The sequence below is a fragment of the Stutzerimonas sp. genome, assembly GCF_982611455.1.
In genome coordinates this window covers 22,040-42,182 of record NZ_CEXBBO010000036.1, presented here as the reverse complement: position 1 = coordinate 42,182, position 20,143 = coordinate 22,040, and the positions used below count along the sequence as shown (strand labels likewise).

Genomic DNA, 20,143 nt, shown 5'->3' with positions numbered 1-20,143 from the left:
CGCGAAGGTGGTCGTACCGTTGGTGCCGGCGTGGTTGCCAAGATCATCGAATAATACTTTCGGTGTCGGAAGGGGCCCTTCGGGGCCCTTTTTCTATTGTTGATCATTTATTGACACCCCCTGGACGCATCCGTACAATTGCGCCTCCTTTTACCAGGCGTATTGCGTTTGGTAGGGATGGCTAATTCGAGTCTGAGGTCAAAATGCAAAACCAACAAATCCGTATTCGGTTGAAGGCTTTTGACCATCGCCTGATCGATCAATCAACCCAGGAAATCGTGGAAACCGCGAAACGTACTGGTGCTCAGGTGCGTGGTCCGATTCCACTGCCGACCCGCAAAGAACGGTTCACTGTTCTGGTTTCTCCGCACGTCAACAAAGATGCGCGCGACCAGTACGAGATCCGTACTCATAAGCGTGTGCTGGATATCGTCCAGCCGACTGATAAAACGGTCGATGCGCTGATGAAGCTTGATCTTGCGGCTGGCGTGGAAGTGCAGATCAGCCTCGGCTAAAACCTAGAGTTTTAGTCGTGTAACGCTCTGAAATGGGCGGCCATAGCGGGTGAAAGCCCCGTACACTCAAGAGGTTACAACATGACTATTGGTGTAGTCGGTCGTAAATGCGGCATGACCCGCGTTTTCACCGAAGATGGTGTCTCTATTCCGGTCACGGTCATTGAGATCGAGCCGAATCGCGTCACTCAATTCAAGAATGAAGAAAGCGATGGCTATCGCGCCGTGCAGGTCACTGTCGGTGAGCGTCGCGCGTCCCGTGTTACCAAAGCCCAGGCCGGTCACTTCGCTAAGGCGAACGTAGCAGCTGGTCGTGGCGTCTGGGAATTCCGTCTTGATGGCGAGGAGTTCCAGGCTGGTGACCAGATCAACGCTGAAATTTTCCAGGCTGGGCAGATGGTGGATGTCACCGGTCAGTCCAAGGGTAAAGGCTTTGCCGGTACCATCAAGCGCTGGAATTTCCGTGGTCAAGACAACACTCACGGTAACTCCGTATCCCACCGCGTCCCGGGTTCGATTGGCCAATGCCAAACGCCAGGCCGTGTTTTCAAGGGCAAGAAGATGTCCGGGCACATGGGCGCCGAGCGCGTAACCGTGCAGTCCCTGGAAATCGTGCGCGTCGATGCCGAGCGTAATCTGCTGTTGGTCAAGGGTGCAGTGCCCGGCGCCACTGGTGGTGACGTAGTTGTGCGTCCGGCTGCCAAGGCTCGCGGGTAAGGGGGAGTTCACATGCAATTGAATGTTAATGGCGCACAAGCCATCGAAGTCTCCGAGCAAACCTTTGGTGGTGAGTTCAATGAAACGCTGGTGCACCAGGCAGTCGTCGCCTACATGGCTGGCGGTCGTCAGGGTAGCAAGCAGCAGAAGACTCGCTCCGATGTGTCCGGTGGCGGCAAGCGTCCCTGGCGACAGAAGGGTACTGGTCGTGCGCGTGCCGGTACTTCGCGTGGTCCAATCTGGCGTGGCGGTGGTGTGACTTTCGCGGCTCGTCCACAGAACCATGATCAGAAACTCAACAAGAAGATGTATCGCGCAGCGTTGCGCTCCATCCTCTCCGAGCTAGTGCGTTCCGAGCGTCTGGTTGTTGTGGAAGACTTCGCTGTCGACAGTCCCAAGACCAAGCTGCTTGCTAACAAGCTGACTGACATGGGTCTGAACGATGTGTTGATCGTTTCCGATGCTGTTGATCAGAATCTTTATCTGGCAGCTCGCAACCTGCCGCACGTCGATGTACGCGATGTGCAGGGTTCAGATCCTGTCAGCCTGATCGCCTATGACAAGGTGTTGATCACCGTGTCGGCTGTGAAGAAATTCGAGGAGCTGCTGGGATGAACCAGGAACGCGTATTCAAAGTCCTGCTTGGTCCGCACGTCTCCGAGAAGGCAACCATGCTGGCCGACAGCAAGAGCCAGTTCGTTTTCAAGGTTGCTACTGATGCAACCAAGCTGGAAATCAAGAAGGCCGTCGAAAGCCTGTTCAACGTGAAGGTCGCCAAAGTCAGCACCCTGAATGTTCAGGGCAAGACCAAGCGCACCGCTCGCGGTCTGGGCAAGCGTAACGACTGGAAGAAAGCGTATATCGCGCTTCAGCCGGGCCAGGATCTCGATTTCTCCGGCAACGCTGAGTAAGGAAGGGGTGCATCATGGCAATCGTTAAATGCAAACCGACTTCCGCGGGCCGCCGTTTCGTGGTCAAGGTGGTCAATCAGGAGCTGCATAAAGGCGCTCCTTATGCTCCGCTGCTCGAGAAGAAGTCGAAGTCTGGCGGTCGTAACAATAACGGCCGTATCACCACTCGTCATATTGGTGGTGGTCACAAGCAGCATTACCGTCTGGTCGATTTTCGTCGCAACAAGGATGGCATTCCTGCCGTCGTAGAACGCGTCGAATATGACCCGAACCGTACTGCGCACATCGCGCTGCTGAAGTACGCGGACGGTGAGCGTCGCTACATCATTGCGCCTAAGGGCGTAACGGCTGGCGATCAGCTGCTCTCTGGCGTTAATGCGCCAATCAGGGCTGGCAACAGTCTGCCGCTGCGTAACATTCCGCTGGGTTCTACCGTTCACGGTGTTGAGCTCAAGCCGGGCAAGGGTGCTCAGATCGCTCGCTCCGCTGGTGCTTCAGCTCAGCTGGTCGCTCGTGAAGGTGCCTACGTGACTCTGCGTCTTCGCTCCGGCGAGATGCGTAAGGTTCTGGCTGAATGCCGTGCGACCCTGGGCGAAGTCTCGAACTCCGAGCATAGCCTGCGTTCGCTGGGTAAAGCTGGTGCCAAGCGCTGGCGTGGTGTTCGCCCGACCGTTCGCGGTGTGGCAATGAACCCGGTCGATCACCCCCACGGTGGTGGTGAGGGTCGTACCTCCGGTGGTCGTCATCCGGTGTCGCCATGGGGCTTCCCGACCAAGGGCGCGAAGACTCGCTCTAACAAGCGCACCGATAACATGATCGTCCGTCGTCGCAAGTAACTAGAGGGATACGACAGTGCCGCGTTCTCTGAAAAAAGGTCCTTTTATCGATCTTCACCTATTGAAGAAGGTCGAAGTGGCGATGGAAAAGAACGATCGCAAGCCGGTTAAAACCTGGTCGCGTCGTTCGATGATCCTGCCGCAAATGGTCGGTCTGACCATCGCTGTGCATAACGGCCGTCAACATGTTCCCGTTCTTGTGAGCGAAGACATGGTCGGTCACAAACTCGGCGAGTTCGCTGGTACCCGCACTTATCGCGGGCACGTAGCGGACAAGAAAGGCAAGCGCTAAGGGGTAAGGAAAGATGGAAGTAGCCGCTAAGTTGTCGGGCGCTCGCATCTCCGCCCAGAAAGCCCGCCTGGTCGCCGACCAGATCCGCGGGAAGAGGGTGGGCGAAGCGCTCAACCTGCTGGCTTTCAGCAGTAAGAAAGCCGCCGAGATCATGAAGAAAGTGCTGGAGTCGGCTGTAGCCAACGCCGAGCACAACGAAGGCGCTGACGTGGACGACCTGAAGGTTTCCACTGTCTTCGTCAACGAAGGGCGTTCGCTTAAGCGCATCATGCCGCGTGCCAAAGGCCGCGCTGATCGCATCGTCAAGCGGTCTTGCCATATCACTGTCAAGGTTGCGGACAAGTAACGGAGTCGATCAGATGGGTCAGAAAGTACATCCCACTGGCATTCGCCTGGGAATCGTCAAGGAGCACACTTCCGTCTGGTATGCAGACGGTCGTACGTACGCCGATTATCTGCTTGCAGATCTGAACGTACGTGAGTACCTCCAAGACAAATTAAAAAGCGCGTCCGTAAGCCGTATCGATATCCATCGTCCGGCTCAGACAGCACGTATCACCATCCATACCGCTCGTCCCGGCATCGTGATCGGCAAGAAAGGTGAGGATGTTGAGAAGCTGCGTCAGGACCTGACCAAGAAAATGGGTGTGCCTGTGCACATCAACATCGAAGAAATCCGCAAGCCGGAACTCGATGCAATGCTGGTAGCACAGAACGTCGCTCAGCAGCTGGAGCGTCGCGTGATGTTCCGTCGCGCCATGAAGCGCGCCGTACAGAACGCGATCCGCATTGGTGCCAAAGGCATCAAAATCCAGGTGAGCGGTCGTCTGGGTGGGGCTGAAATCGCCCGTACGGAATGGTATCGGGAAGGTCGTGTGCCGCTGCACACCCTGCGTGCCGATATCGACTACAACACCTACGAAGCACACACCACTTACGGTGTGATCGGCGTCAAGGTCTGGATCTTCAAAGGCGAAGTGATTGGTGGTCGCCATGAAGAGCTCAAGCCGCAAGCGCCTGCGCCTCGTAAAAAAGCTGCCAAGTAAGGAGTACGCCAAATGTTGCAACCAAAGCGTACAAAATTCCGCAAGCAGATGACTGGTCACAACCGTGGCCTGGCTCAGCGCGGTAGCAAAGTCAGCTTCGGCGAGTTCGCTCTGAAGTCTGTTGCTCGTGGTCGTCTCACTGCGCGCCAGATCGAGTCCGCACGTCGTGCGTTGACCCGTCACGTAAAGCGTGGCGGCAAAATCTGGATCCGCGTATTCCCCGACAAGCCTGTCACCAAGAAGCCTCTGGAAGTCCGGATGGGTAAAGGTAAGGGTAACGTCGAGTACTGGGTGGCCCAGATTCAACCGGGCAAGGTGCTCTACGAGATCGAGGGTGTTTCCGAAGAGCTGGCGCGTGAGGCATTCGCCCTGGCTGCTGCAAAGCTGCCGCTCGCCACCTCCTTTGTTAAGCGGACGGTGATGTGATGAAAGCGAATGAACTTCGTGAAAAATCCGCTCAGCAGCTGAACGAGCAACTGCTCGAGCTGCTGCGCGACCAGTTCAATCTGCGTATGCAGAAAGCAACTGGCCAGTTGGGGCAGTCTCACCTGCTCTCGCAAGTCAAGCGCGACATCGCTCGTGTCAAGACTGTGCTCAACCAGCAGGCAGGTAAGTGATCATGGCTGAAGTTGAAAAAACTGTCCGTACGCTGACTGGCCGCGTCGTCAGCGACAAGATGGACAAAAGCATCACCGTTCTGATCGAGCGTCGTGTTAAGCACCCGATCTACGGTAAATACGTGAAGCGTTCGACCAAACTGCACGCCCACGACGAAACCAACCAGTGCCGTATTGGCGATAAGGTCACTATCCGCGAGATTCGTCCGCTGGCGAAGACCAAGTGCTGGATGTTGGTTGATGTCGTCGAACGTGCCGTCGAAGTCTAAGGGCTAGGGGTCGGAGAAATTATATGATTCAGACTCAATCAATGCTCGATGTGGCGGACAACAGTGGCGCTCGTCGCGTCATGTGTATCAAGGTCCTCGGCGGTTCGCACCGCCGTTACGCCGGCATCGGCGACATCATCAAGGTTACCGTCAAGGAAGCGATCCCGCGTGGCAAGGTCAAGAAGGGCCAGGTGATGACCGCTGTCGTGGTCCGTACCCGTCACGGTGTTCGTCGTCCAGACGGCTCCATTATTCGCTTCGATGGCAACGCTGCTGTTCTGTTGAACAACAAGCAGGAGCCTATTGGTACCCGTATTTTCGGGCCCGTGACGCGTGAACTTCGTTCTGAGAAGTTCATGAAGATCGTCTCGCTCGCGCCTGAAGTGCTGTAAGGAGAAGCCGCATGCAAAAGATTCGTCGCAACGACGAGATCATCGTCATCGCCGGCAAAGACAAGGGCAAGCGCGGTAAGGTGCTCCGGGTTCTCGCTGACAACCGTCTGGTTGTTGGTGGCATCAATCTGGTCAAGCGCCATACCAAGCCGAACCCGATGTCGGGCGTTCAGGGCGGTATCGTCGAAAAAGAGGCGCCTCTGCACGCCTCTAACGTCGCTATCTTCAACGGCGAAACCAACAAAGCTGATCGCGTTGGTTTTAAAGCTGAAGACGGCAAGAAAATTCGTGTCTTCAAGTCGACCCAAAAGCCGGTTGAAGCTTGAGACTGCTAGGTAGATAACCATGGCACGACTAAAAGAAGTTTATCGGAAGCAAATCGCTCCCAAGCTGAAGGAAGAGCTTCAGCTTGGCAACGTGATGGAAGTTCCGCGCATCACCAAGATCACCCTGAACATGGGTATCGGCGAAGCGATCGGTGACAAGAAAATCATCGATAACGCAGTTGCCGATCTGGAAAAGATCACCGGCCAGAAGGTCGTCGTGACTCACGCTCGTAAATCCATCGCTGGCTTTAAAGTCCGCGAAGGCTGGCCGATCGGTGTCAAGGTAACTCTGCGCAGTGATCGTATGTACGAATTCTTGGATCGTCTGCTGTCGATCTCCCTGCCTCGGGTGCGCGACTTCCGTGGCCTGAATGCCAAGTCCTTCGACGGACGCGGCAACTACAGCATGGGCGTGAAAGAGCAGATCATTTTCCCGGAAATCGATTACGACAAGATCGATGCTCTGCGTGGTCTGGACATCACGCTGACCACTACTGCTCGAACGGATGAAGAGGGTCGCGCGCTGCTGCGTGCCTTCAACTTCCCGTTCCGTAACTAATTGGAGTAGGAAATGGCTAAGCAAAGCATGAAGAACCGCGAGCTGAAGCGTCAGCAGACGGTTGCCAAGTACGCCCAGAAGCGTGCTGCGCTGAAAGCTGTCATCGCTAATCCCGAGTCGTCTGCTGAGGCGCGCTGGGAAGCTCAGGTTGCGCTGCAAAAGCAGCCGCGTGATGCCAGCGCTTCGCGCCTGCGTAACCGTTGCCGTCTGACCGGGCGTCCGCATGGTGTGTATCGCAAGTTCGGTCTTGCACGCAACATGCTGCGTCAGGCTGCAATGCGTGGCGATGTGCCGGGCTTGGTGAAAGCCAGCTGGTAACAAGCGGTCCGGCAGTTACTGTCGGAACTGCAGTTGTCGAATCAAGCCCCGTATGGGGCTTGATTCGTTTCTGAACTGTCTCTAGAATGTCCGGCTCGCCCGAGCCACGCCGTCCAGGCGTCCGCTCATTCTGTTGGCGACACAAGCCCTAGCGGGCTTATTTTTTTGAATTAGGAGCCAAGCGCCCATGAGTATGCAGGACCCGTTAGCGGACATGCTAACTCGTATCCGTAATGCCCAGATGGCCGAAAAGTCCGTCGTAAGCATGCCGTCTTCCACTTTGAAGGTGGCTGTAGCCAACGTTCTTCAGGGTGAAGGCTATATCGCAGGATACAACGTCAGCAGCGACGCCAAGCCGCAGCTGTCCATCGAGCTCAAGTACTTCGAAGGCCGTCCGGTTATCGAAGAGTTGAAGCGCGTAAGCCGTCCTGGCCTTCGCCAGTACAAATCCGTTGATCAGTTGCCGAAAGTTCGCGGCGGTCTGGGTGTTTCGATCGTATCCACCAACAAAGGTGTGATGACTGATCGGGCTGCTCGCGCTGCTGGCGTTGGCGGCGAAGTGCTCTGCACAGTGTTCTAAGGGGGGATAAGCATGTCTCGCGTTGCTAAGAACCCCGTCAAGCTGCCCGCTGGTGTTGAATTCAACATGGCCGGCCAGCAGCTTTCGGTGAAGGGTGCCAAGGGTACTCTCGAACTGAACGTGCACTCGTCTGTGGAAGTGATCCACGAGGCCGGTGAGCTCCGTTTTGCTGCGCGTAATGGCGATCAGCAGAACCGTGCCATGGCCGGTACCACCCGTGCGCTGGTTAACAACATGGTGATCGGCGTCAGCCAGGGCTTCGAGCGCAAGCTCCAGCTGGTTGGTGTTGGTTACAAGGCGCAAGCCAAAGGTCAAGTGCTGTCCCTGGCTCTCGGCTTCTCGCACCCGGTGGAATATGAACTGCCGCAAGGCGTTACCGCTGAGACCCCCAGCCAGACCGATATTCTGATCAAGGGTGTCGATAAGCAACTGGTCGGTCAGGTGGCTGCTGAAATCCGTGACTTCCGTCGCCCTGAGCCTTACAAGGGCAAAGGCGTGCGTTACTCGGACGAAGTGGTCCGTCGTAAAGAAGCTAAGAAGAAGTAGGGCATAGCAAATGAGCGTAAAGAAAGTTACTCGTCTGCGTCGCGCTCGCAAGGCACGCCTGAAGATGCGCGAGCTGGAAACCGTACGCCTTTGTGTGTACCGCTCTTCCCAGCACATCTACGCCCAGGTCCTTTCGGCCGACGGCGGCAAGGTCCTGGCCAGTGCCTCGACTCTCGACAAAGAACTGCGCGACGGGGCCACTGGCAACGTCGACGCTGCCAAGAAAGTTGGTCAGCTGGTCGCTGAGCGTGCTAAGGCCGCAGGTGTCACCCAGGTGGCGTTCGACCGTTCTGGCTTCAAGTACCACGGTCGTGTCAAGGCACTGGCTGATGCTGCTCGTGAAGGCGGGCTGGAGTTCTAAGTTATGGCATATAACGAGCAAAAGCGCGACGAAGGCTACATTGAGAAGCTGGTTCAAGTTAACCGCGTCGCCAAGACTGTAAAAGGTGGTCGTATCTTCACTTTCACTGCGTTGACCGTGGTGGGTGATGGTAAGGGCCGTGTAGGTTTCGGCCGTGGCAAGTCCCGCGAAGTGCCAGCTGCCATTCAGAAGGCCATGGAGGCGGCTCGCCGCAACATGATCCAAGTTGATCTGAATGGCACGACGCTGCAGTACGCCACCAAAGCTGCGCATGGCGCATCCAAGGTCTACATGCAGCCTGCTTCGGAAGGTACCGGTGTCATCGCCGGTGGTGCGATGCGTGCCATTCTGGAAGTTGCTGGTGTGCAGAACGTCCTGGCCAAGTGCTACGGCTCTACCAATCCGGTGAACGTGGTTCATGCCACCTTCAAAGGTTTGAAGGCCATGCAGTCGCCTGAGTCGATCGCAGCAAAGCGTGGCAAGAGCGTTGAGGAGATTTCCTGATCATGGCTAACACCGTCAAGGTCACGCTGATCAAAAGCGTCAGCGGTCGTATCCCCAATCACAAGCTTTGCGTCAAGGGCCTTGGCCTGCGTCGCATCGGTCATACCGTCGAAGTTCAGGACACCCCTGAAAATCGCGGCATGATCAACAAGGCTTATTACATGCTCCGAGTGGAGGGCTAAGCCATGCAACTGAACGATCTGCGTTCTGCGCCAGGTGCCCGTCGCGAAAAGCTGCGTCCGGGCCGTGGTATTGGCAGCGGCCTCGGCAAGACTGGTGGTCGTGGTCACAAGGGTCAGACTTCCCGCTCCGGCGGTAAGATCGCTCCCGGTTTCGAAGGCGGCCAACAGCCTTTGCATCGCCGTCTGCCGAAGTTCGGCTTCGTCTCCCTGAAGGCCATGGATCGTGCTGAAGTGCGCACATCCGAGCTGGCCAAGGTGCAGGGCGATGTCGTAACTGTGCAGAGCCTCAAAGATGCCAACGTCATCAACCAGAATGTACAGCGTGTGAAGATCATGCTGTCCGGCGAGGTTGGTCGTGCGGTAACTCTGAAGGGCATCGCCGTCACCAAAGGTGCGCGTGCGGCTATCGAAGCAGCTGGCGGCAAGTTCGAGGAATAAATGGCTAAGCAAGGTGCTCTCTCCGCGCTGAGTAATGGCGGGCTTTCTGAACTCTGGGCTCGTCTGCGTTTTCTGCTGATGGCGATCATCGTCTATCGAGTCGGCGCGCACATCCCGGTGCCGGGAATCAATCCCGACAGGTTGGCCGAGCTGTTCCGTCAGAACGAAGGGACCATCCTTAGCTTGTTCAACATGTTTTCCGGTGGTGCGCTGGAGCGCATGAGTATTTTTGCCTTGGGGATCATGCCGTACATTTCGGCGTCGATCATCATGCAGCTCATGACCGCTGTCAGTCCTCAGTTGGAACAGTTGAAGAAAGAAGGCGAGGCGGGCCGTCGCAAGATAAGCCAGTACACGCGTTACGGTACGCTGGTGCTGGCTATCGTGCAGGCTATCGGTATGTCGGTAGGTCTGGCTGGTCAGGGTGTCGCTTTCAGTAATGACTTCGGCTTCTACTTTGTGGCTATCACCACCTTCGTGGCTGGTGCGATGTTCATGATGTGGCTGGGTGAACAGATCACTGAGCGGGGTGTTGGTAACGGTATCTCGATGCTGATTTTTGCTGGTATCGTCGCTGGTCTGCCTGGTGCTTTAGGGCAGTCGTTCGAGTCTGCGCGGCAAGGTGATGTCAATATCATCGCGCTGCTGGCTGTCGGGCTTCTGGCCGTTGCCATCATCGGTTTCGTGGTGTTCATTGAGCGTGGTCAGCGGCGTATCGCTGTGCACTACGCCAAGCGTCAGCAAGGTCGTAAGGTTTTTGCTGCGCAAACAAGCCACTTGCCACTGAAAGTGAACATGGCTGGTGTCATTCCGGCGATCTTCGCCAGCAGCATTCTGTTGTTCCCCGCGTCGCTGGGACAGTGGTTTGGTCAGTCGGAAAACATGGGTTGGTTGGCTGATGTATCTCAGTCGATCGCTCCTGGACAGCCGCTGAATATATTGCTGTTCAGCGCCGGTATCATCTTTTTCTGCTTCTTCTACACGGCATTGATGTTCAATCCTAAAGACGTTGCGGAGAATCTGAAGAAGTCCGGTGCGTTTATCCCGGGGATTCGGCCTGGTGAGCAGTCGGCACGCTATATTGATGGCGTACTGACTCGCTTGACCATGTTCGGTGCCCTGTACATGACGGCCGTATGTCTGCTACCTCAGTTCCTTGTAGTGGCAGCAAACGTACCGTTCTACCTTGGCGGGACATCGTTGCTGATCGTGGTTGTGGTTGTAATGGACTTCATGTCCCAAGTTCAATCGCACCTCATGTCTCACCAGTACGATTCCCTGATGAAAAAAGCCAACCTGAAGGGCTATGGCAGCGGAATGCTCCGCTAAGACAGTCCGTAAGGTTCTAGGAGTTGGTCATGAAAGTTCGTGCATCGGTCAAAAAACTGTGCCGCAACTGCAAAATCGTCCGTCGCGAAGGCGTCGTTCGGGTGATCTGCAGCGCAGAACCGCGTCACAAGCAGCGCCAAGGCTGATTGTGAGCTTAAGGCTCGAGCCCGGCAGCTAGTGCGCTGCCGGGTTGATTATTTGTTATTACAGCGTTAGTATCTCGCGCCCTTTTCTTGGCTTCCGGGGCGTTGGGTAGCTGTCAATTGGAGTTTCACTGAATGGCCCGTATTGCAGGCGTAAACATTCCGGATAACAAGCACACTGTTATCTCGCTGACCTACATCTATGGTGTTGGTCGCACTCGTGCACAGAGCATCTGTGCAGCTACCGGCGTCAATCCGGCGGCAAAAATCAAGGATCTCACTGACGAGCAGGTAGAACTGCTTCGTGGCGAAGTAGGCAAGTTCATCGTTGAAGGTGACCTGCGTCGCGAAGTCAACATGAAGATCAAGCGCTTGATGGACCTGGGTTGCTATCGCGGCCTGCGTCATCGTCGTGGTCTGCCGGTCCGCGGTCAGCGTACCAAGACCAACGCTCGCACCCGTAAGGGTCCGCGTAAGCCGATCCGCAAGTAATCGCATTAGCGCATCGACAGGAATCTAATCATGGCAAAACCTGCTGCTCGTCCTCGCAAGAAAGTCAAAAAGACGGTGGTTGATGGCATCGCCCACATCCATGCATCTTTTAACAACACCATCATCACTATCACCGATCGCCAGGGTAACGCATTGTCCTGGGCAACCTCCGGTGGTTCCGGTTTCCGTGGCTCGCGTAAGAGCACCCCGTTCGCTGCCCAGGTGGCCGCTGAACGCGCTGGTCAAGCGGCACTGGAATACGGCCTTAAGAACCTCGACGTAAACGTCAAGGGTCCTGGTCCGGGTCGTGAATCTGCCGTTCGTGCATTGAATGGCTGTGGTTATAAAATCGCCAGCATCACCGACGTGACGCCGATCCCGCACAACGGGTGCCGTCCGCCGAAGAAGCGCCGCGTGTAATCAGGAGACAGTGAGAAATGGCTCGTTATATTGGTCCCAAGTGCAAACTGTCTCGTCGTGAAGGCACCGATCTCTTTCTGAAGAGTGGTGCGCGCGCGCTCGAATCGAAGTGCAACATCGAAACCCCTCCGGGTGTTCATGGTCAGCGTCGTGGTCGTTTGTCCGACTACGGCACGCAGCTGCGTGAGAAGCAAAAAGTTCGTCGTATCTACGGCGTGCTTGAACGCCAGTTCAGCGGTTACTACAAGGAAGCGGCCAGCCGTAAGGGCGCTACCGGTGAGAACCTGCTGCAGCTGCTCGAATGCCGTCTCGACAATGTCGTATACCGCATGGGCTTCGGCTCCACTCGCGCCGAGTCGCGCCAGCTAGTTTCGCATAAGGCGATCAGCGTAAACGGCAAGACCGTGAACGTTCCGTCTTACCAAGTAAAAGCTGGTGACGTGGTTGCCGTTCGTGAGAAGTGCCGTAATCAGTTGCGTATCGCCCAAGCCCTGGAACTGTGCGTACAGCGCGGTCGCGTTGAATGGGTCGAAGTAGATACCGACAAGAAATCCGGTGTTTTCAAGAATGTTCCGGCTCGCAGTGATCTGTCCGCCGACATCAACGAAAACCTGATTGTCGAGCTCTACTCCAAGTAAGGGCTAGAAAATAGGTGTATCCATGCAGAGTTCGGTAAATGAGTTCCTGACCCCCCGCCATATCGATGTGCAGGTGGTTAGTCCGACCCGTGCCAAGATCACACTCGAGCCTCTCGAGCGTGGTTTCGGCCATACCCTGGGCAACGCGCTGCGTCGCATTCTGTTGTCCTCCATGCCAGGCTGCGCTGTGGTCGAGGCTGAGATCGACGGTGTGCTCCACGAGTACAGCGCAATCGAGGGCGTGCAGGAAGATGTAATCGAAATCCTGCTCAACCTCAAAGGTATCGCTATCAAGCTGCACGGCCGTGATGAAGTGACCTTGAGCCTGGTGAAGAAGGGCGCGGGCGCTGTTACTGCTGCCGATATCCAGCTGGATCACGATGTCGAAATCGTCAATGGCGATCATTTGATCGCCAATCTGGCGGCTAATGGCTCGATCAACATGAAGCTCAAGGTCGCTCGCGGCCGTGGCTACGAGCCGGCTGATGCACGTCAGAGCGATGAAGATGAAAGCCGCAGCATTGGCCGTCTTCAGCTCGACGCAACCTTCAGCCCGGTTCGTCGCGTAGCGTATGTTGTCGAAAATGCTCGTGTTGAGCAGCGTACCAACTTGGACAAGCTGGTCATTGACCTGGAAACCAACGGAACCCTGGATCCTGAAGAGGCGATCCGTCGTGCCGCGACCATTCTGCAGCAGCAGTTGGCCGCATTCGTCGACCTCAAGGGTGACAGCGAGCCGGTCGTGGTCGAGCAGGAAGACGAGATCGATCCGATCCTGTTGCGTCCAGTTGATGACTTGGAATTGACCGTGCGTTCGGCAAACTGCCTCAAGGCAGAAAACATCTACTACATTGGTGACCTGATTCAGCGTACCGAAGTAGAACTGTTGAAAACGCCGAATCTGGGGAAGAAGTCTCTGACCGAAATCAAAGACGTTCTGGCTTCCCGCGGTCTGTCCCTCGGTATGCGCCTCGACAATTGGCCGCCGGCAAGTCTCAAGAAGGACGATAAGGCTACGGCCTGATCGCCCCTAGTCACCGAACTGATCGTTTGGTAAGGAATTTCAATCATGCGTCATCGTAAAAGTGGCCGTCATCTCAGCCGCACAAGCGCACATCGCAAGGCTATGTTTCAGAACATGGCGGTGTCGCTGTTCGAGCACGAACTGATCAAGACTACTCTGCCCAAAGCTAAAGAATTGCGCCGCGTTGCGGAACCGCTGATCACTCTGGCCAAGGAAGACAGTGTTGCCAATCGTCGTCTGGCTTTCGACCGTACTCGTTCGAAGGCTATTGTCGGTAAGTTGTTCAGCGATCTGGGTCCGCGTTATGCCACCCGTCAGGGCGGTTACCTGCGCATTCTCAAGTGCGGCTTCCGTGCCGGGGACAACGCTCCCATGGCCTACGTCGAGCTGGTTGACCGTCCGGTTACCGGTGAAGTCGAAGCAGCTGAATAAGCTGGCCTGAGAAAAGAAAAACCGAGCCTTCAGGCTCGGTTTTTTTTCGCCTGAAGATTTTGGCTATCGGCTGCGTTGACCTTGATCATTAGAGCGCATCGGTTGGGATTCATATGATGGCACTCAACCAGCCGGTGACGTGACTGACACTGGATAGTTCTCGAATTGCCACGGAGTAGTAATCATGACCGATCTGCCCAAACTCACCACCGTCGCTGGTGCGCCGGTAGCCGAAAATCAGAATTCCATGACCGCCGGCCCGCGCGGCCCGATGTTGCTACAGGACGTGTGGTTTCTTGAGAAGCTTGCACATTTTGATCGTGAGGTTATCCCTGAGCGGCGTATGCACGCCAAAGGCTCCGGTGCCTTTGGTGAGTTCGTTGTCACTCATGACATTACCCGCTACACCAAAGCGGCGATCTTTTCCGACGTTGGCAAGAGAACCCCGATGTTCGCCCGGTTTTCTACCGTGGCTGGTGAACGCGGTGCGGCCGATGCTGAGCGTGATATCCGTGGCTATGCCTTGAAGTTCTACACCGAGCAGGGCAATTGGGACATGGTCGGCAACAACACGCCCGTGTTCTTCTTCCGCGATCCGCTGAAATTCCCCGATCTTAACCATGCCGTCAAACGCGACCCGCGTACCAACATGCGCAGCGCCAACAACAACTGGGATTTCTGGACCGGCCTGCCCGAAGCGCTGCATCAAATTACCTATGTGATGGGTGACCGGGGCATTCCAGCCTCCTACCGACACATGCACGGTTTCGGCTCGCACACCTATAGCTTCATCAGCGCTGACAATCAGCGCTACTGGGTCAAATTCCATTTCAAGACGCAGCAGGGCATTAAGAACCTGACCGACGCCGAGGCGGCAGCCATCGTTGCTGGTGATCGGGAAAGCTCTCAGCGCGACCTGTTCGAGGCTATCGAGTGTGGCGATTTCCCTCGTTGGACCATGTATGTGCAGGTAATGCCCGAAACCGAGGCCGCGAGCTATCGCTTCCATCCGTTCGATCTGACCAAGGTTTGGTCGAAGAAGGACTATCCTCTGATCGAAGTGGGTTACTACGAGCTGAATCGCAATGCCGATAACTATTTTCAGGATGTCGAGCAGGCGGCATTCACGCCTGCGAATGTCGTGCCGGGTATCAGTTTCTCGCCGGACCGCATGCTGCAGGGGCGTCTGTTCTCCTATGGCGATGCGCAACGCTACAGGCTGGGTGTGAACCATCACCAGATTCCGGTTAATGCGCCGCGTTGCCCGGCTCATAGCTATCATCGCGATGGTGCGATGCGCGTCGATGGCAACCACGGTGGTCGCTTGCACTACGAGCCGAATACATACGGCGAATGGCGGGAGCAGCCTGACTTCAGCGAGCCGCCGCTGGCGCTCGAAGGTGCCGGCGCCCGTTACGATTACCGATTGGACGACGCGGATTACTTCACTCAACCGGGTGATCTGTTCCGGCTGATGAAGGCGGACGAGCAACAGCGTCTATTCGATAACACGGCGCGGGCCATGGGTGATGCGGCGCGCCATATCAAGCTGCGCCATATCAGGCATTGTTACTTGGCTGATCCGGCTTACGGTGCCGGTATCGCACAGGCTTTGGACCTTCCGGTCGAGGAAGCGCTGGCTTAACCGGCACGCCGTAGTGAAAGAAGCCCGAAGCATCCGCTACGGGCTTCTTAATTTAAAAATGGTTGGTTGGAGACGACCAAGGAAGTTTATCTGGCGATACCTGTCCAGCGACTCTTGCGTCCGTATCAGGTCTATAACTGCTTCGTCGCGGTGTGCAACGAAGCGGCTGCAGATCCTAAACCTTATCTCGCTCCAGCAACGGCTTAAGGAAATGGCCGGTGTGCGATTGCGGCATGTCGGCGACATCCTCGGGCGTGCCCGTGGCGATGATCTGGCCTCCCTTCGAGCCGCCTTCCGGGCCCAGGTCGACCAGCCAATCCGCGGTCTTGATTACGTCCAGGTTGTGCTCGATGACCACTACCGTATTACCGTGATCGCGCAGCCGATGCAGCACGTCCAGAAGCTGCTGGATATCGGCGAAGTGCAGTCCCGTGGTGGGCTCGTCGAGGATATACAGGGTCTTGCCGGTATCCCGTTTGGATAGTTCGCGTGACAGCTTGACCCGTTGCGCCTCGCCGCCGGATAGCGTGGTCGCGCTCTGCCCCAGTTTGATATAGGACAGCCCCACGTCCATCAGCGTCTGAAGTTTGCGCGCCACCGCCGGCACCGGGTCGAAAAATTCCCGTGCCTCCTCAATGGTCATGCCGAGCACTTCGGTGATGCTTTTGCCCTTGTACTTCACCTCGAGGGTTTCGCGGTTGTAACGCTTGCCCTTGCACACATCGCAGGGCACATAGATGTCCGGCAGAAAATGCATCTCCACCTTGATCACGCCATCACCCTGGCACGCCTCGCAGCGGCCGCCCTTGACGTTGAACGAGAAGCGGCCGGGCCCGTATCCTCTTGATCGCGCTTCCGGGACGCCCGCAAACAGTTCCCGTATGGGCGTGAACAAGCCGGTATAGGTGGCGGGGTTGGATCGCGGTGTACGGCCGATCGGGCTCTGATCGATGTCCACGACCTTGTCCAAATGCTGCAGGCCGTCGAAAGAATCATGAGGTGCGACCTCGAGCGTGGTGGCGCCATTCAACGCTGTGGCCGTAATCGGGAACAATGTGTTGTTAATCAGCGTCGATTTGCCCGAGCCGGATACGCCGGTGATACAGGTAAGCAACCCTACGGGTATCTCCAGGTCGACGTTACGCAGGTTGTTGCCGCGCGCGCCCTTGAGCTTCAACAGCTTGCTGGCGTCGCGCGGGGTGCGCTTGGCGGGATAATTGATTTTCACGCGACCAGAAAGATAACCGCCAGTCAACGAGGCGGGGTTGGCCATTACCTCATCCGGCGTTCCTTCGGCGACGATTTGGCCACCGTGTATTCCGGCACCAGGGCCAATGTCCACGACATAGTCGGCGAGCCGTATGGCGTCTTCGTCGTGCTCGACGACAATCACTGTATTGCCGATGTCGCGCAGGTGGCGCAGCGTGCCGAGCAGGCGTTCGTTATCGCGCTGATGCAGGCCGATTGAGGGTTCGTCGAGGATATACATCACCCCGACCAGGCCTGCACCAATCTGGCTGGCCAGGCGAATACGCTGAGCCTCGCCACCGGACAAGGTATCGGCGCTGCGGTCCAGAGTTAGGTAATCGAGACCGACGTTGACCAGGAATTGCAGGCGCTCGCAGATTTCCTTGAGAATCTTGTCGGCAATTTCGCCGCGACGACCCGACAGAGAGAGTCCGCCAAAGTATTCGGTAGCATCGCCAATCGGCAGTCCGGTTACCGCGGGCAAAGTCTTGTCGCCTACCCAGACATGGCGGGCTTCGCGGCGCAGGCGGGTGCCTCGGCATTCTGGACAAGGCTGGGTGCTGAGGTACTTGGCCAGCTCTTCACGCACCGAGTTGGACTCCGTTTCGCGGTAACGGCGCTCAAGGTTGGGGATGATGCCCTCGAAGGGATGTGAACGTTTGACGATATCGCCACGATCGTTCAAGTAGCGGAAGTCCACGTTCTCCTTTCCACTGCCACGCAGGACCACTTTCTGCTGCTCCGCCGGCAGGGAGTCGAATGGCTCGTCCAGACTGAAACCATAGTGCGAGGCGAGTGAGTCGAGCATCTGGAAATAATAGACGTTGCGCCGATCCCAGCCGCGAATTGCGCCTTCGGCCAGGGTTAGCTCGCCATTGACCAGGCGCTTGGCGTCGAAGAACTGTTTGACCCCGAGGCCGTCGCAGGTCGGGCAGGCCCCCGCTGGGTTGTTGAACGAGAACAGCTTGGGTTCGAGTTCGCTGATCGAGTGCCCGCAGATCGGGCAGGCGAAGCGTGCGGAGAAGATTATTTCCTCGCTGTCGTCTTCCTCTTCCATCGAGGCGACCAGGGCGATGCCATCGGCCAGCTTCAGCGCGGTTTCGAAGGACTCGGCAAGACGCTGTTGCAGGTCACTACGCACTTTAAAGCGATCCACCACCACGTCGATGGAATGCTTCTTCTGCTTGTCCAGCTTCGGCAACTCGTCCAGTTCATACAGCCTGCCGTTCACCCGCGCGCGGACAAAGCCCTGCGCTCGCAGCTCATCGAATACAGCCAGGTGCTCGCCCTTGCGCTCACGAATCACCGGAGCCAGCAACATCAGCTTGCGGCCTTCCGGCAACGCCAGCACCTGGTCGACCATCTGGCTGACGGTCTGAGCCTCCAGCGGGGCGTCGTGGTCAGGGCAGCGCGGAGTGCCTACACGTGCATAGAGCAGCCTCAAGTAATCGTAGATCTCGGTGATGGTGCCGACCGTCGACCGCGGATTATGCGAGGTGGACTTCTGCTCGATGGAGATCGCAGGGGACAGCCCTTCGATGGTATCGACGTCGGGCTTTTCCATCATTGAGAGGAATTGCCGGGCGTATGCCGAAAGCGACTCGACATAGCGGCGCTGCCCTTCGGCATAAAGCGTATCGAACGCCAGGGAGGACTTGCCGGAACCGGACAGCCCCGTAATCACGATCAGCTTGTCGCGCGGCAGAGTCAGGTCGATGTTCTTCAGGTTGTGGGTGCGAGCCCCACGAATCAGAATCTTGTCCAAAGCAGCCTCGCGTGGCGGGCGAAAACCCGGAAGTATACGGCTGGGGCGGCATCGCGGCAAAAGCGCGCGCCTGTGCCAAGCAGGGGATGGCTGCTAGAATCGCCGCCGGTTCATTCAAGCGAGACCCCACATGCAGGATCCCTACAGCGAGCGCATGAGCGCCAGCGAAACCCGTGCAGCATCAGGGCTGGCCCTGGTTTTCGCGTTTCGCATGCTCGGCATGTTCATGGTGCTGCCAGTGCTGGCAACCTATGGCATGGACCTGCAGGGTGCAACGCCGGCGCTGATTGGTCTCGCTATCGGTGCTTATGGTTTGACCCAGGCGGTGCTGCAAATTCCGTTCGGCATGCTCTCTGATCGAATCGGCCGCCTACCGGTGATCTATTTCGGCTTGCTGATCTTCGCAGCGGGGGCGGTATTGGCGGCGACGGCCGATTCTATCTGGGGCGTGATTGCAGGCCGCGTCCTGCAGGGTGCTGGGGCAATCTCGGCCGCGGTTATGGCGCTGCTGTCGGATCTCACACGCGAGCAGCATCGCACCAAGGCGATGGCGATGATCGGCATGAGCATCGGCATTTCGTTCGCGGTGGCAATGGTCGTCGGCCCTCTGCTGACCCGTTCTTTCGGTCTGTCCGGATTATTCTGGACGACTGCCGGCATGGCGCTGATGGGCGCGCTGGTTGTCGCCACATTGCCGCGTGCTCACCAGCATTTGCGCCATCGGGAATCAGGTGTCGCCAAGCAGGCGCTCGGTGCCACGCTGCGTCATCCAGATCTGTTGCGGCTGGATTTCAGCATCCTCGCCTTGCACGCAATCCTCATGGCCAGTTTCGTTGCACTGCCGTTGGCACTGGTGGAGGAAGCGGCGTTACCCAAGGATGAACACTGGTGGGTCTATCTGACGGCACTGGTAGTTGGTTTCTTCGGCATGGTGCCCTTCATCATTTACGGCGAGAAGAAGCGTCAGATGAAGCGTGTCGTGTTGGGAGCCGTTAGCGTACTGCTGTTGGCCGAGGTGTTCTTCTGGTGGTTCGGTCATCGTCTCTGGTCGCTGGTCGCCGGCATGATCGTGTTCTTTATCGCGTTCAACCTGCTAGAGGCATCATTGCCCTCGTTAATCAGTAAGGTCGCGCCAGCTGGCGGCAAGGGCACGGCGATGGGCGTGTATTCCACCAGTCAGTTTCTGGGTGCTGGCATCGGCGGCATTCTCGGTGGTTGGTTCTACCAGCAGGGTGGTCTAGGGCTGGTCTTCGCCGGTTGTGCGGGGCTTTGCGTGCTGTGGTTGATGGTTGTCTGGAGCATGCGCGAACCACCTTATGTGACCGGTCTGCGCTTGCCATTGTCGGCTGGTGCCGCGCTTAATCCTGCTCTCGCCGAGCAAATGCTGACGGTTCCAGGCGTGTCGGATGCCGTGGTGATTGCCGAGGAAGGGGCTGCCTACGTCAAGGTCGACATGCAGGCGCTGGATCGGGCTGCGCTTGACCGTCTGGTTGCCTGATTTAGCCTGATCCATTGTGAGCATCGGCCATCATAGAGCTGTCCACATTCCCATATCGTGAAGTCGCGCCGGTTGGCCGGCATGGGGCGGTGAGGTAAGA

The 20,143-nt window shown here is 57.0% G+C and carries 31 protein-coding genes; 30 read left to right on the top strand and 1 reads right to left on the bottom strand.

What is annotated here, in order from left to right; all coding sequences use genetic code 11:
* Positions 1–203: 203 nt before the first annotated feature.
* The 29 genes from rpsJ to AC2LD7_RS18390 all read left to right on the top strand — a co-directional run bounded on the left by rpsJ (position 204) and on the right by AC2LD7_RS18390 (position 15,532).
* A complete protein-coding gene (rpsJ, locus tag AC2LD7_RS18530; RefSeq protein WP_003186070.1) occupies positions 204–515 on the top strand; it encodes a 30S ribosomal protein S10 in 312 nt (103 codons plus the stop codon).
* Positions 516–596: 81 nt separating this feature from the next.
* Positions 597–1,232 (top strand): 50S ribosomal protein L3, encoded by a 636-nt coding sequence (gene rplC, locus AC2LD7_RS18525; RefSeq protein WP_255982614.1) that lies wholly within the window; start codon positions 597–599, stop codon positions 1,230–1,232.
* Positions 1,233–1,244: 12 nt separating this feature from the next.
* Complete coding sequence (gene rplD, locus AC2LD7_RS18520; RefSeq protein ID WP_255982612.1) at positions 1,245–1,847, top strand: 50S ribosomal protein L4; 603 nt, start codon at positions 1,245–1,247, stop codon at positions 1,845–1,847.
* Positions 1,844–2,143 carry a 50S ribosomal protein L23 gene (gene rplW / locus AC2LD7_RS18515; protein ID WP_021209378.1) on the top strand — a complete coding sequence of 100 codons (300 nt, stop codon included), beginning with the start codon at positions 1,844–1,846 and terminating at the stop codon, positions 2,141–2,143. Before rplD ends, rplW begins: the two co-directional genes overlap by 4 nt.
* A gap of 14 nt (positions 2,144–2,157) precedes the next feature.
* Positions 2,158–2,979 carry a 50S ribosomal protein L2 gene (gene rplB, locus AC2LD7_RS18510; RefSeq protein WP_484599164.1) on the top strand — a complete coding sequence of 274 codons (822 nt, stop codon included), beginning with the start codon at positions 2,158–2,160 and terminating at the stop codon, positions 2,977–2,979.
* 16 nt (positions 2,980–2,995) lie between these two features.
* On the top strand, positions 2,996–3,271 hold the full coding sequence (rpsS, locus tag AC2LD7_RS18505; RefSeq protein WP_021209376.1) for a 30S ribosomal protein S19: 276 nt from the start codon (positions 2,996–2,998) through the stop codon (positions 3,269–3,271).
* A gap of 13 nt (positions 3,272–3,284) precedes the next feature.
* Positions 3,285–3,617, top strand: coding sequence for a 50S ribosomal protein L22 (gene rplV, locus AC2LD7_RS18500; RefSeq protein ID WP_007924194.1), 333 nt, complete (start codon positions 3,285–3,287; stop codon positions 3,615–3,617).
* Positions 3,618–3,630: 13 nt separating this feature from the next.
* Complete coding sequence (gene rpsC / locus AC2LD7_RS18495) at positions 3,631–4,317, top strand: 30S ribosomal protein S3 (RefSeq protein ID WP_021209375.1); 687 nt, start codon at positions 3,631–3,633, stop codon at positions 4,315–4,317.
* 12 nt (positions 4,318–4,329) lie between these two features.
* Positions 4,330–4,743 (top strand): 50S ribosomal protein L16, encoded by a 414-nt coding sequence (gene rplP, locus AC2LD7_RS18490; protein ID WP_021209374.1) that lies wholly within the window; start codon positions 4,330–4,332, stop codon positions 4,741–4,743.
* The gene (gene rpmC / locus AC2LD7_RS18485; RefSeq protein ID WP_003289209.1) at positions 4,743–4,934 is read left to right on the top strand and encodes a 50S ribosomal protein L29; all 192 of its coding nucleotides are present in this window, start codon (positions 4,743–4,745) and stop codon (positions 4,932–4,934) included. Before rplP ends, rpmC begins: the two co-directional genes overlap by 1 nt.
* 2 nt (positions 4,935–4,936) lie before the next feature.
* Positions 4,937–5,203, top strand: coding sequence for a 30S ribosomal protein S17 (gene rpsQ, locus AC2LD7_RS18480; RefSeq protein ID WP_484599163.1), 267 nt, complete (start codon positions 4,937–4,939; stop codon positions 5,201–5,203).
* A 23-nt stretch (positions 5,204–5,226) separates the two neighbouring features.
* Positions 5,227–5,595: a 50S ribosomal protein L14 gene (gene rplN / locus AC2LD7_RS18475; RefSeq protein ID WP_003289207.1), complete on the top strand. Its 369-nt coding sequence runs from the start codon at positions 5,227–5,229 to the stop codon at positions 5,593–5,595.
* Between the two features lie 11 nt (positions 5,596–5,606).
* A complete protein-coding gene (gene rplX, locus AC2LD7_RS18470; RefSeq protein WP_484599162.1) occupies positions 5,607–5,921 on the top strand; it encodes a 50S ribosomal protein L24 in 315 nt (104 codons plus the stop codon).
* 19 nt (positions 5,922–5,940) lie between these two features.
* Positions 5,941–6,480 carry a 50S ribosomal protein L5 gene (rplE, locus tag AC2LD7_RS18465; RefSeq protein WP_019339970.1) on the top strand — a complete coding sequence of 180 codons (540 nt, stop codon included), beginning with the start codon at positions 5,941–5,943 and terminating at the stop codon, positions 6,478–6,480.
* A gap of 12 nt (positions 6,481–6,492) precedes the next feature.
* A complete protein-coding gene (gene rpsN, locus AC2LD7_RS18460) occupies positions 6,493–6,798 on the top strand; it encodes a 30S ribosomal protein S14 (protein WP_484599161.1) in 306 nt (101 codons plus the stop codon).
* Between the two features lie 187 nt (positions 6,799–6,985).
* Positions 6,986–7,378 carry a 30S ribosomal protein S8 gene (gene rpsH, locus AC2LD7_RS18455; protein WP_003281824.1) on the top strand — a complete coding sequence of 131 codons (393 nt, stop codon included), beginning with the start codon at positions 6,986–6,988 and terminating at the stop codon, positions 7,376–7,378.
* Positions 7,379–7,390: 12 nt separating this feature from the next.
* Complete coding sequence (gene rplF / locus AC2LD7_RS18450; protein ID WP_025240350.1) at positions 7,391–7,924, top strand: 50S ribosomal protein L6; 534 nt, start codon at positions 7,391–7,393, stop codon at positions 7,922–7,924.
* Positions 7,925–7,934: 10 nt separating this feature from the next.
* Positions 7,935–8,285, top strand: coding sequence for a 50S ribosomal protein L18 (gene rplR / locus AC2LD7_RS18445; RefSeq protein ID WP_025240351.1), 351 nt, complete (start codon positions 7,935–7,937; stop codon positions 8,283–8,285).
* A 3-nt stretch (positions 8,286–8,288) separates the two neighbouring features.
* Entirely contained in the window at positions 8,289–8,789 is a 501-nt protein-coding gene (gene rpsE, locus AC2LD7_RS18440) for a 30S ribosomal protein S5 (RefSeq protein WP_019339966.1), read from the top strand.
* Positions 8,790–8,791: 2 nt separating this feature from the next.
* A complete protein-coding gene (rpmD, locus tag AC2LD7_RS18435; protein WP_003281818.1) occupies positions 8,792–8,971 on the top strand; it encodes a 50S ribosomal protein L30 in 180 nt (59 codons plus the stop codon).
* A gap of 3 nt (positions 8,972–8,974) precedes the next feature.
* On the top strand, positions 8,975–9,409 hold the full coding sequence (rplO, locus tag AC2LD7_RS18430; protein WP_484599160.1) for a 50S ribosomal protein L15: 435 nt from the start codon (positions 8,975–8,977) through the stop codon (positions 9,407–9,409).
* Positions 9,410–10,738 (top strand): preprotein translocase subunit SecY, encoded by a 1,329-nt coding sequence (gene secY, locus AC2LD7_RS18425; protein WP_484599159.1) that lies wholly within the window; start codon positions 9,410–9,412, stop codon positions 10,736–10,738.
* Positions 10,739–10,767: 29 nt separating this feature from the next.
* Entirely contained in the window at positions 10,768–10,884 is a 117-nt protein-coding gene (gene rpmJ / locus AC2LD7_RS18420; RefSeq protein WP_014854209.1) for a 50S ribosomal protein L36, read from the top strand.
* Positions 10,885–11,016: 132 nt separating this feature from the next.
* A complete protein-coding gene (rpsM, locus tag AC2LD7_RS18415; RefSeq protein WP_484599158.1) occupies positions 11,017–11,373 on the top strand; it encodes a 30S ribosomal protein S13 in 357 nt (118 codons plus the stop codon).
* A gap of 30 nt (positions 11,374–11,403) precedes the next feature.
* Positions 11,404–11,793: a 30S ribosomal protein S11 gene (gene rpsK / locus AC2LD7_RS18410; RefSeq protein ID WP_014854207.1), complete on the top strand. Its 390-nt coding sequence runs from the start codon at positions 11,404–11,406 to the stop codon at positions 11,791–11,793.
* A gap of 17 nt (positions 11,794–11,810) precedes the next feature.
* Positions 11,811–12,431, top strand: coding sequence for a 30S ribosomal protein S4 (rpsD, locus tag AC2LD7_RS18405; RefSeq protein ID WP_484599157.1), 621 nt, complete (start codon positions 11,811–11,813; stop codon positions 12,429–12,431).
* 22 nt (positions 12,432–12,453) lie between these two features.
* Positions 12,454–13,455, top strand: coding sequence for a DNA-directed RNA polymerase subunit alpha (locus AC2LD7_RS18400; RefSeq protein ID WP_003289187.1), 1,002 nt, complete (start codon positions 12,454–12,456; stop codon positions 13,453–13,455).
* Between the two features lie 45 nt (positions 13,456–13,500).
* Complete coding sequence (gene rplQ / locus AC2LD7_RS18395; protein ID WP_014854204.1) at positions 13,501–13,887, top strand: 50S ribosomal protein L17; 387 nt, start codon at positions 13,501–13,503, stop codon at positions 13,885–13,887.
* 184 nt (positions 13,888–14,071) lie between these two features.
* Positions 14,072–15,532: a catalase gene (locus AC2LD7_RS18390; protein WP_484599156.1), complete on the top strand. Its 1,461-nt coding sequence runs from the start codon at positions 14,072–14,074 to the stop codon at positions 15,530–15,532.
* Between the two features lie 175 nt (positions 15,533–15,707).
* Here the strand turns inward: AC2LD7_RS18390 and uvrA are convergent, their stop codons facing one another.
* Positions 15,708–18,545 carry an excinuclease ABC subunit UvrA gene (gene uvrA, locus AC2LD7_RS18385; RefSeq protein ID WP_484599155.1) on the bottom strand — a complete coding sequence of 946 codons (2,838 nt, stop codon included), beginning with the start codon at positions 18,543–18,545 and terminating at the stop codon, positions 15,708–15,710.
* A gap of 130 nt (positions 18,546–18,675) precedes the next feature.
* Here uvrA and AC2LD7_RS18380 point away from each other — a divergent pair, with 130 nt between their 5' ends.
* On the top strand, positions 18,676–20,043 hold the full coding sequence (locus AC2LD7_RS18380; protein ID WP_484599154.1) for an MFS transporter: 1,368 nt from the start codon (positions 18,676–18,678) through the stop codon (positions 20,041–20,043).
* Positions 20,044–20,143 lie beyond the last annotated feature (100 nt).

Excerpts from the sequence above, each read along its gene's own strand:
- rplN (WP_003289207.1), top strand. The coding sequence starts at position 5,227 with ATGATTCAGACTCAATCAATGCTCGATGTGGCGGACAACAGTGGCGCT.
- rplC (WP_255982614.1), top strand. The coding sequence starts at position 597 with ATGACTATTGGTGTAGTCGGTCGTAAATGCGGCATGACCCGCGTTTTC.
- AC2LD7_RS18380 (WP_484599154.1), top strand. The coding sequence starts at position 18,676 with ATGCAGGATCCCTACAGCGAGCGCATGAGCGCCAGCGAAACCCGTGCA.
- rplE (WP_019339970.1), top strand. The coding sequence starts at position 5,941 with ATGGCACGACTAAAAGAAGTTTATCGGAAGCAAATCGCTCCCAAGCTG.
- rpmD (WP_003281818.1), top strand. The coding sequence starts at position 8,792 with ATGGCTAACACCGTCAAGGTCACGCTGATCAAAAGCGTCAGCGGTCGT.
- rplQ (WP_014854204.1), top strand. The coding sequence starts at position 13,501 with ATGCGTCATCGTAAAAGTGGCCGTCATCTCAGCCGCACAAGCGCACAT.
- rplD (WP_255982612.1), top strand. The coding sequence starts at position 1,245 with ATGCAATTGAATGTTAATGGCGCACAAGCCATCGAAGTCTCCGAGCAA.
- rpsJ (WP_003186070.1), top strand. The coding sequence starts at position 204 with ATGCAAAACCAACAAATCCGTATTCGGTTGAAGGCTTTTGACCATCGC.
- rplO (WP_484599160.1), top strand. The coding sequence starts at position 8,975 with ATGCAACTGAACGATCTGCGTTCTGCGCCAGGTGCCCGTCGCGAAAAG.
- rpsK (WP_014854207.1), top strand. The coding sequence starts at position 11,404 with ATGGCAAAACCTGCTGCTCGTCCTCGCAAGAAAGTCAAAAAGACGGTG.
- AC2LD7_RS18400 (WP_003289187.1), top strand. The coding sequence starts at position 12,454 with ATGCAGAGTTCGGTAAATGAGTTCCTGACCCCCCGCCATATCGATGTG.
- rpmC (WP_003289209.1), top strand. The coding sequence starts at position 4,743 with ATGAAAGCGAATGAACTTCGTGAAAAATCCGCTCAGCAGCTGAACGAG.
- rpsD (WP_484599157.1), top strand. The coding sequence starts at position 11,811 with ATGGCTCGTTATATTGGTCCCAAGTGCAAACTGTCTCGTCGTGAAGGC.
- rplW (WP_021209378.1), top strand. The coding sequence starts at position 1,844 with ATGAACCAGGAACGCGTATTCAAAGTCCTGCTTGGTCCGCACGTCTCC.
- rpsC (WP_021209375.1), top strand. The coding sequence starts at position 3,631 with ATGGGTCAGAAAGTACATCCCACTGGCATTCGCCTGGGAATCGTCAAG.
- rpsQ (WP_484599163.1), top strand. The coding sequence starts at position 4,937 with ATGGCTGAAGTTGAAAAAACTGTCCGTACGCTGACTGGCCGCGTCGTC.
- rplR (WP_025240351.1), top strand. The coding sequence starts at position 7,935 with ATGAGCGTAAAGAAAGTTACTCGTCTGCGTCGCGCTCGCAAGGCACGC.
- rpsN (WP_484599161.1), top strand. The coding sequence starts at position 6,493 with ATGGCTAAGCAAAGCATGAAGAACCGCGAGCTGAAGCGTCAGCAGACG.
- rplP (WP_021209374.1), top strand. The coding sequence starts at position 4,330 with ATGTTGCAACCAAAGCGTACAAAATTCCGCAAGCAGATGACTGGTCAC.
- secY (WP_484599159.1), top strand. The coding sequence starts at position 9,410 with ATGGCTAAGCAAGGTGCTCTCTCCGCGCTGAGTAATGGCGGGCTTTCT.
- rplV (WP_007924194.1), top strand. The coding sequence starts at position 3,285 with ATGGAAGTAGCCGCTAAGTTGTCGGGCGCTCGCATCTCCGCCCAGAAA.
- rpsM (WP_484599158.1), top strand. The coding sequence starts at position 11,017 with ATGGCCCGTATTGCAGGCGTAAACATTCCGGATAACAAGCACACTGTT.
- rpmJ (WP_014854209.1), top strand. The coding sequence starts at position 10,768 with ATGAAAGTTCGTGCATCGGTCAAAAAACTGTGCCGCAACTGCAAAATC.
- rpsE (WP_019339966.1), top strand. The coding sequence starts at position 8,289 with ATGGCATATAACGAGCAAAAGCGCGACGAAGGCTACATTGAGAAGCTG.
- AC2LD7_RS18390 (WP_484599156.1), top strand. The coding sequence starts at position 14,072 with ATGACCGATCTGCCCAAACTCACCACCGTCGCTGGTGCGCCGGTAGCC.
- rplF (WP_025240350.1), top strand. The coding sequence starts at position 7,391 with ATGTCTCGCGTTGCTAAGAACCCCGTCAAGCTGCCCGCTGGTGTTGAA.
- rplX (WP_484599162.1), top strand. The coding sequence starts at position 5,607 with ATGCAAAAGATTCGTCGCAACGACGAGATCATCGTCATCGCCGGCAAA.
- rplB (WP_484599164.1), top strand. The coding sequence starts at position 2,158 with ATGGCAATCGTTAAATGCAAACCGACTTCCGCGGGCCGCCGTTTCGTG.
- rpsH (WP_003281824.1), top strand. The coding sequence starts at position 6,986 with ATGAGTATGCAGGACCCGTTAGCGGACATGCTAACTCGTATCCGTAAT.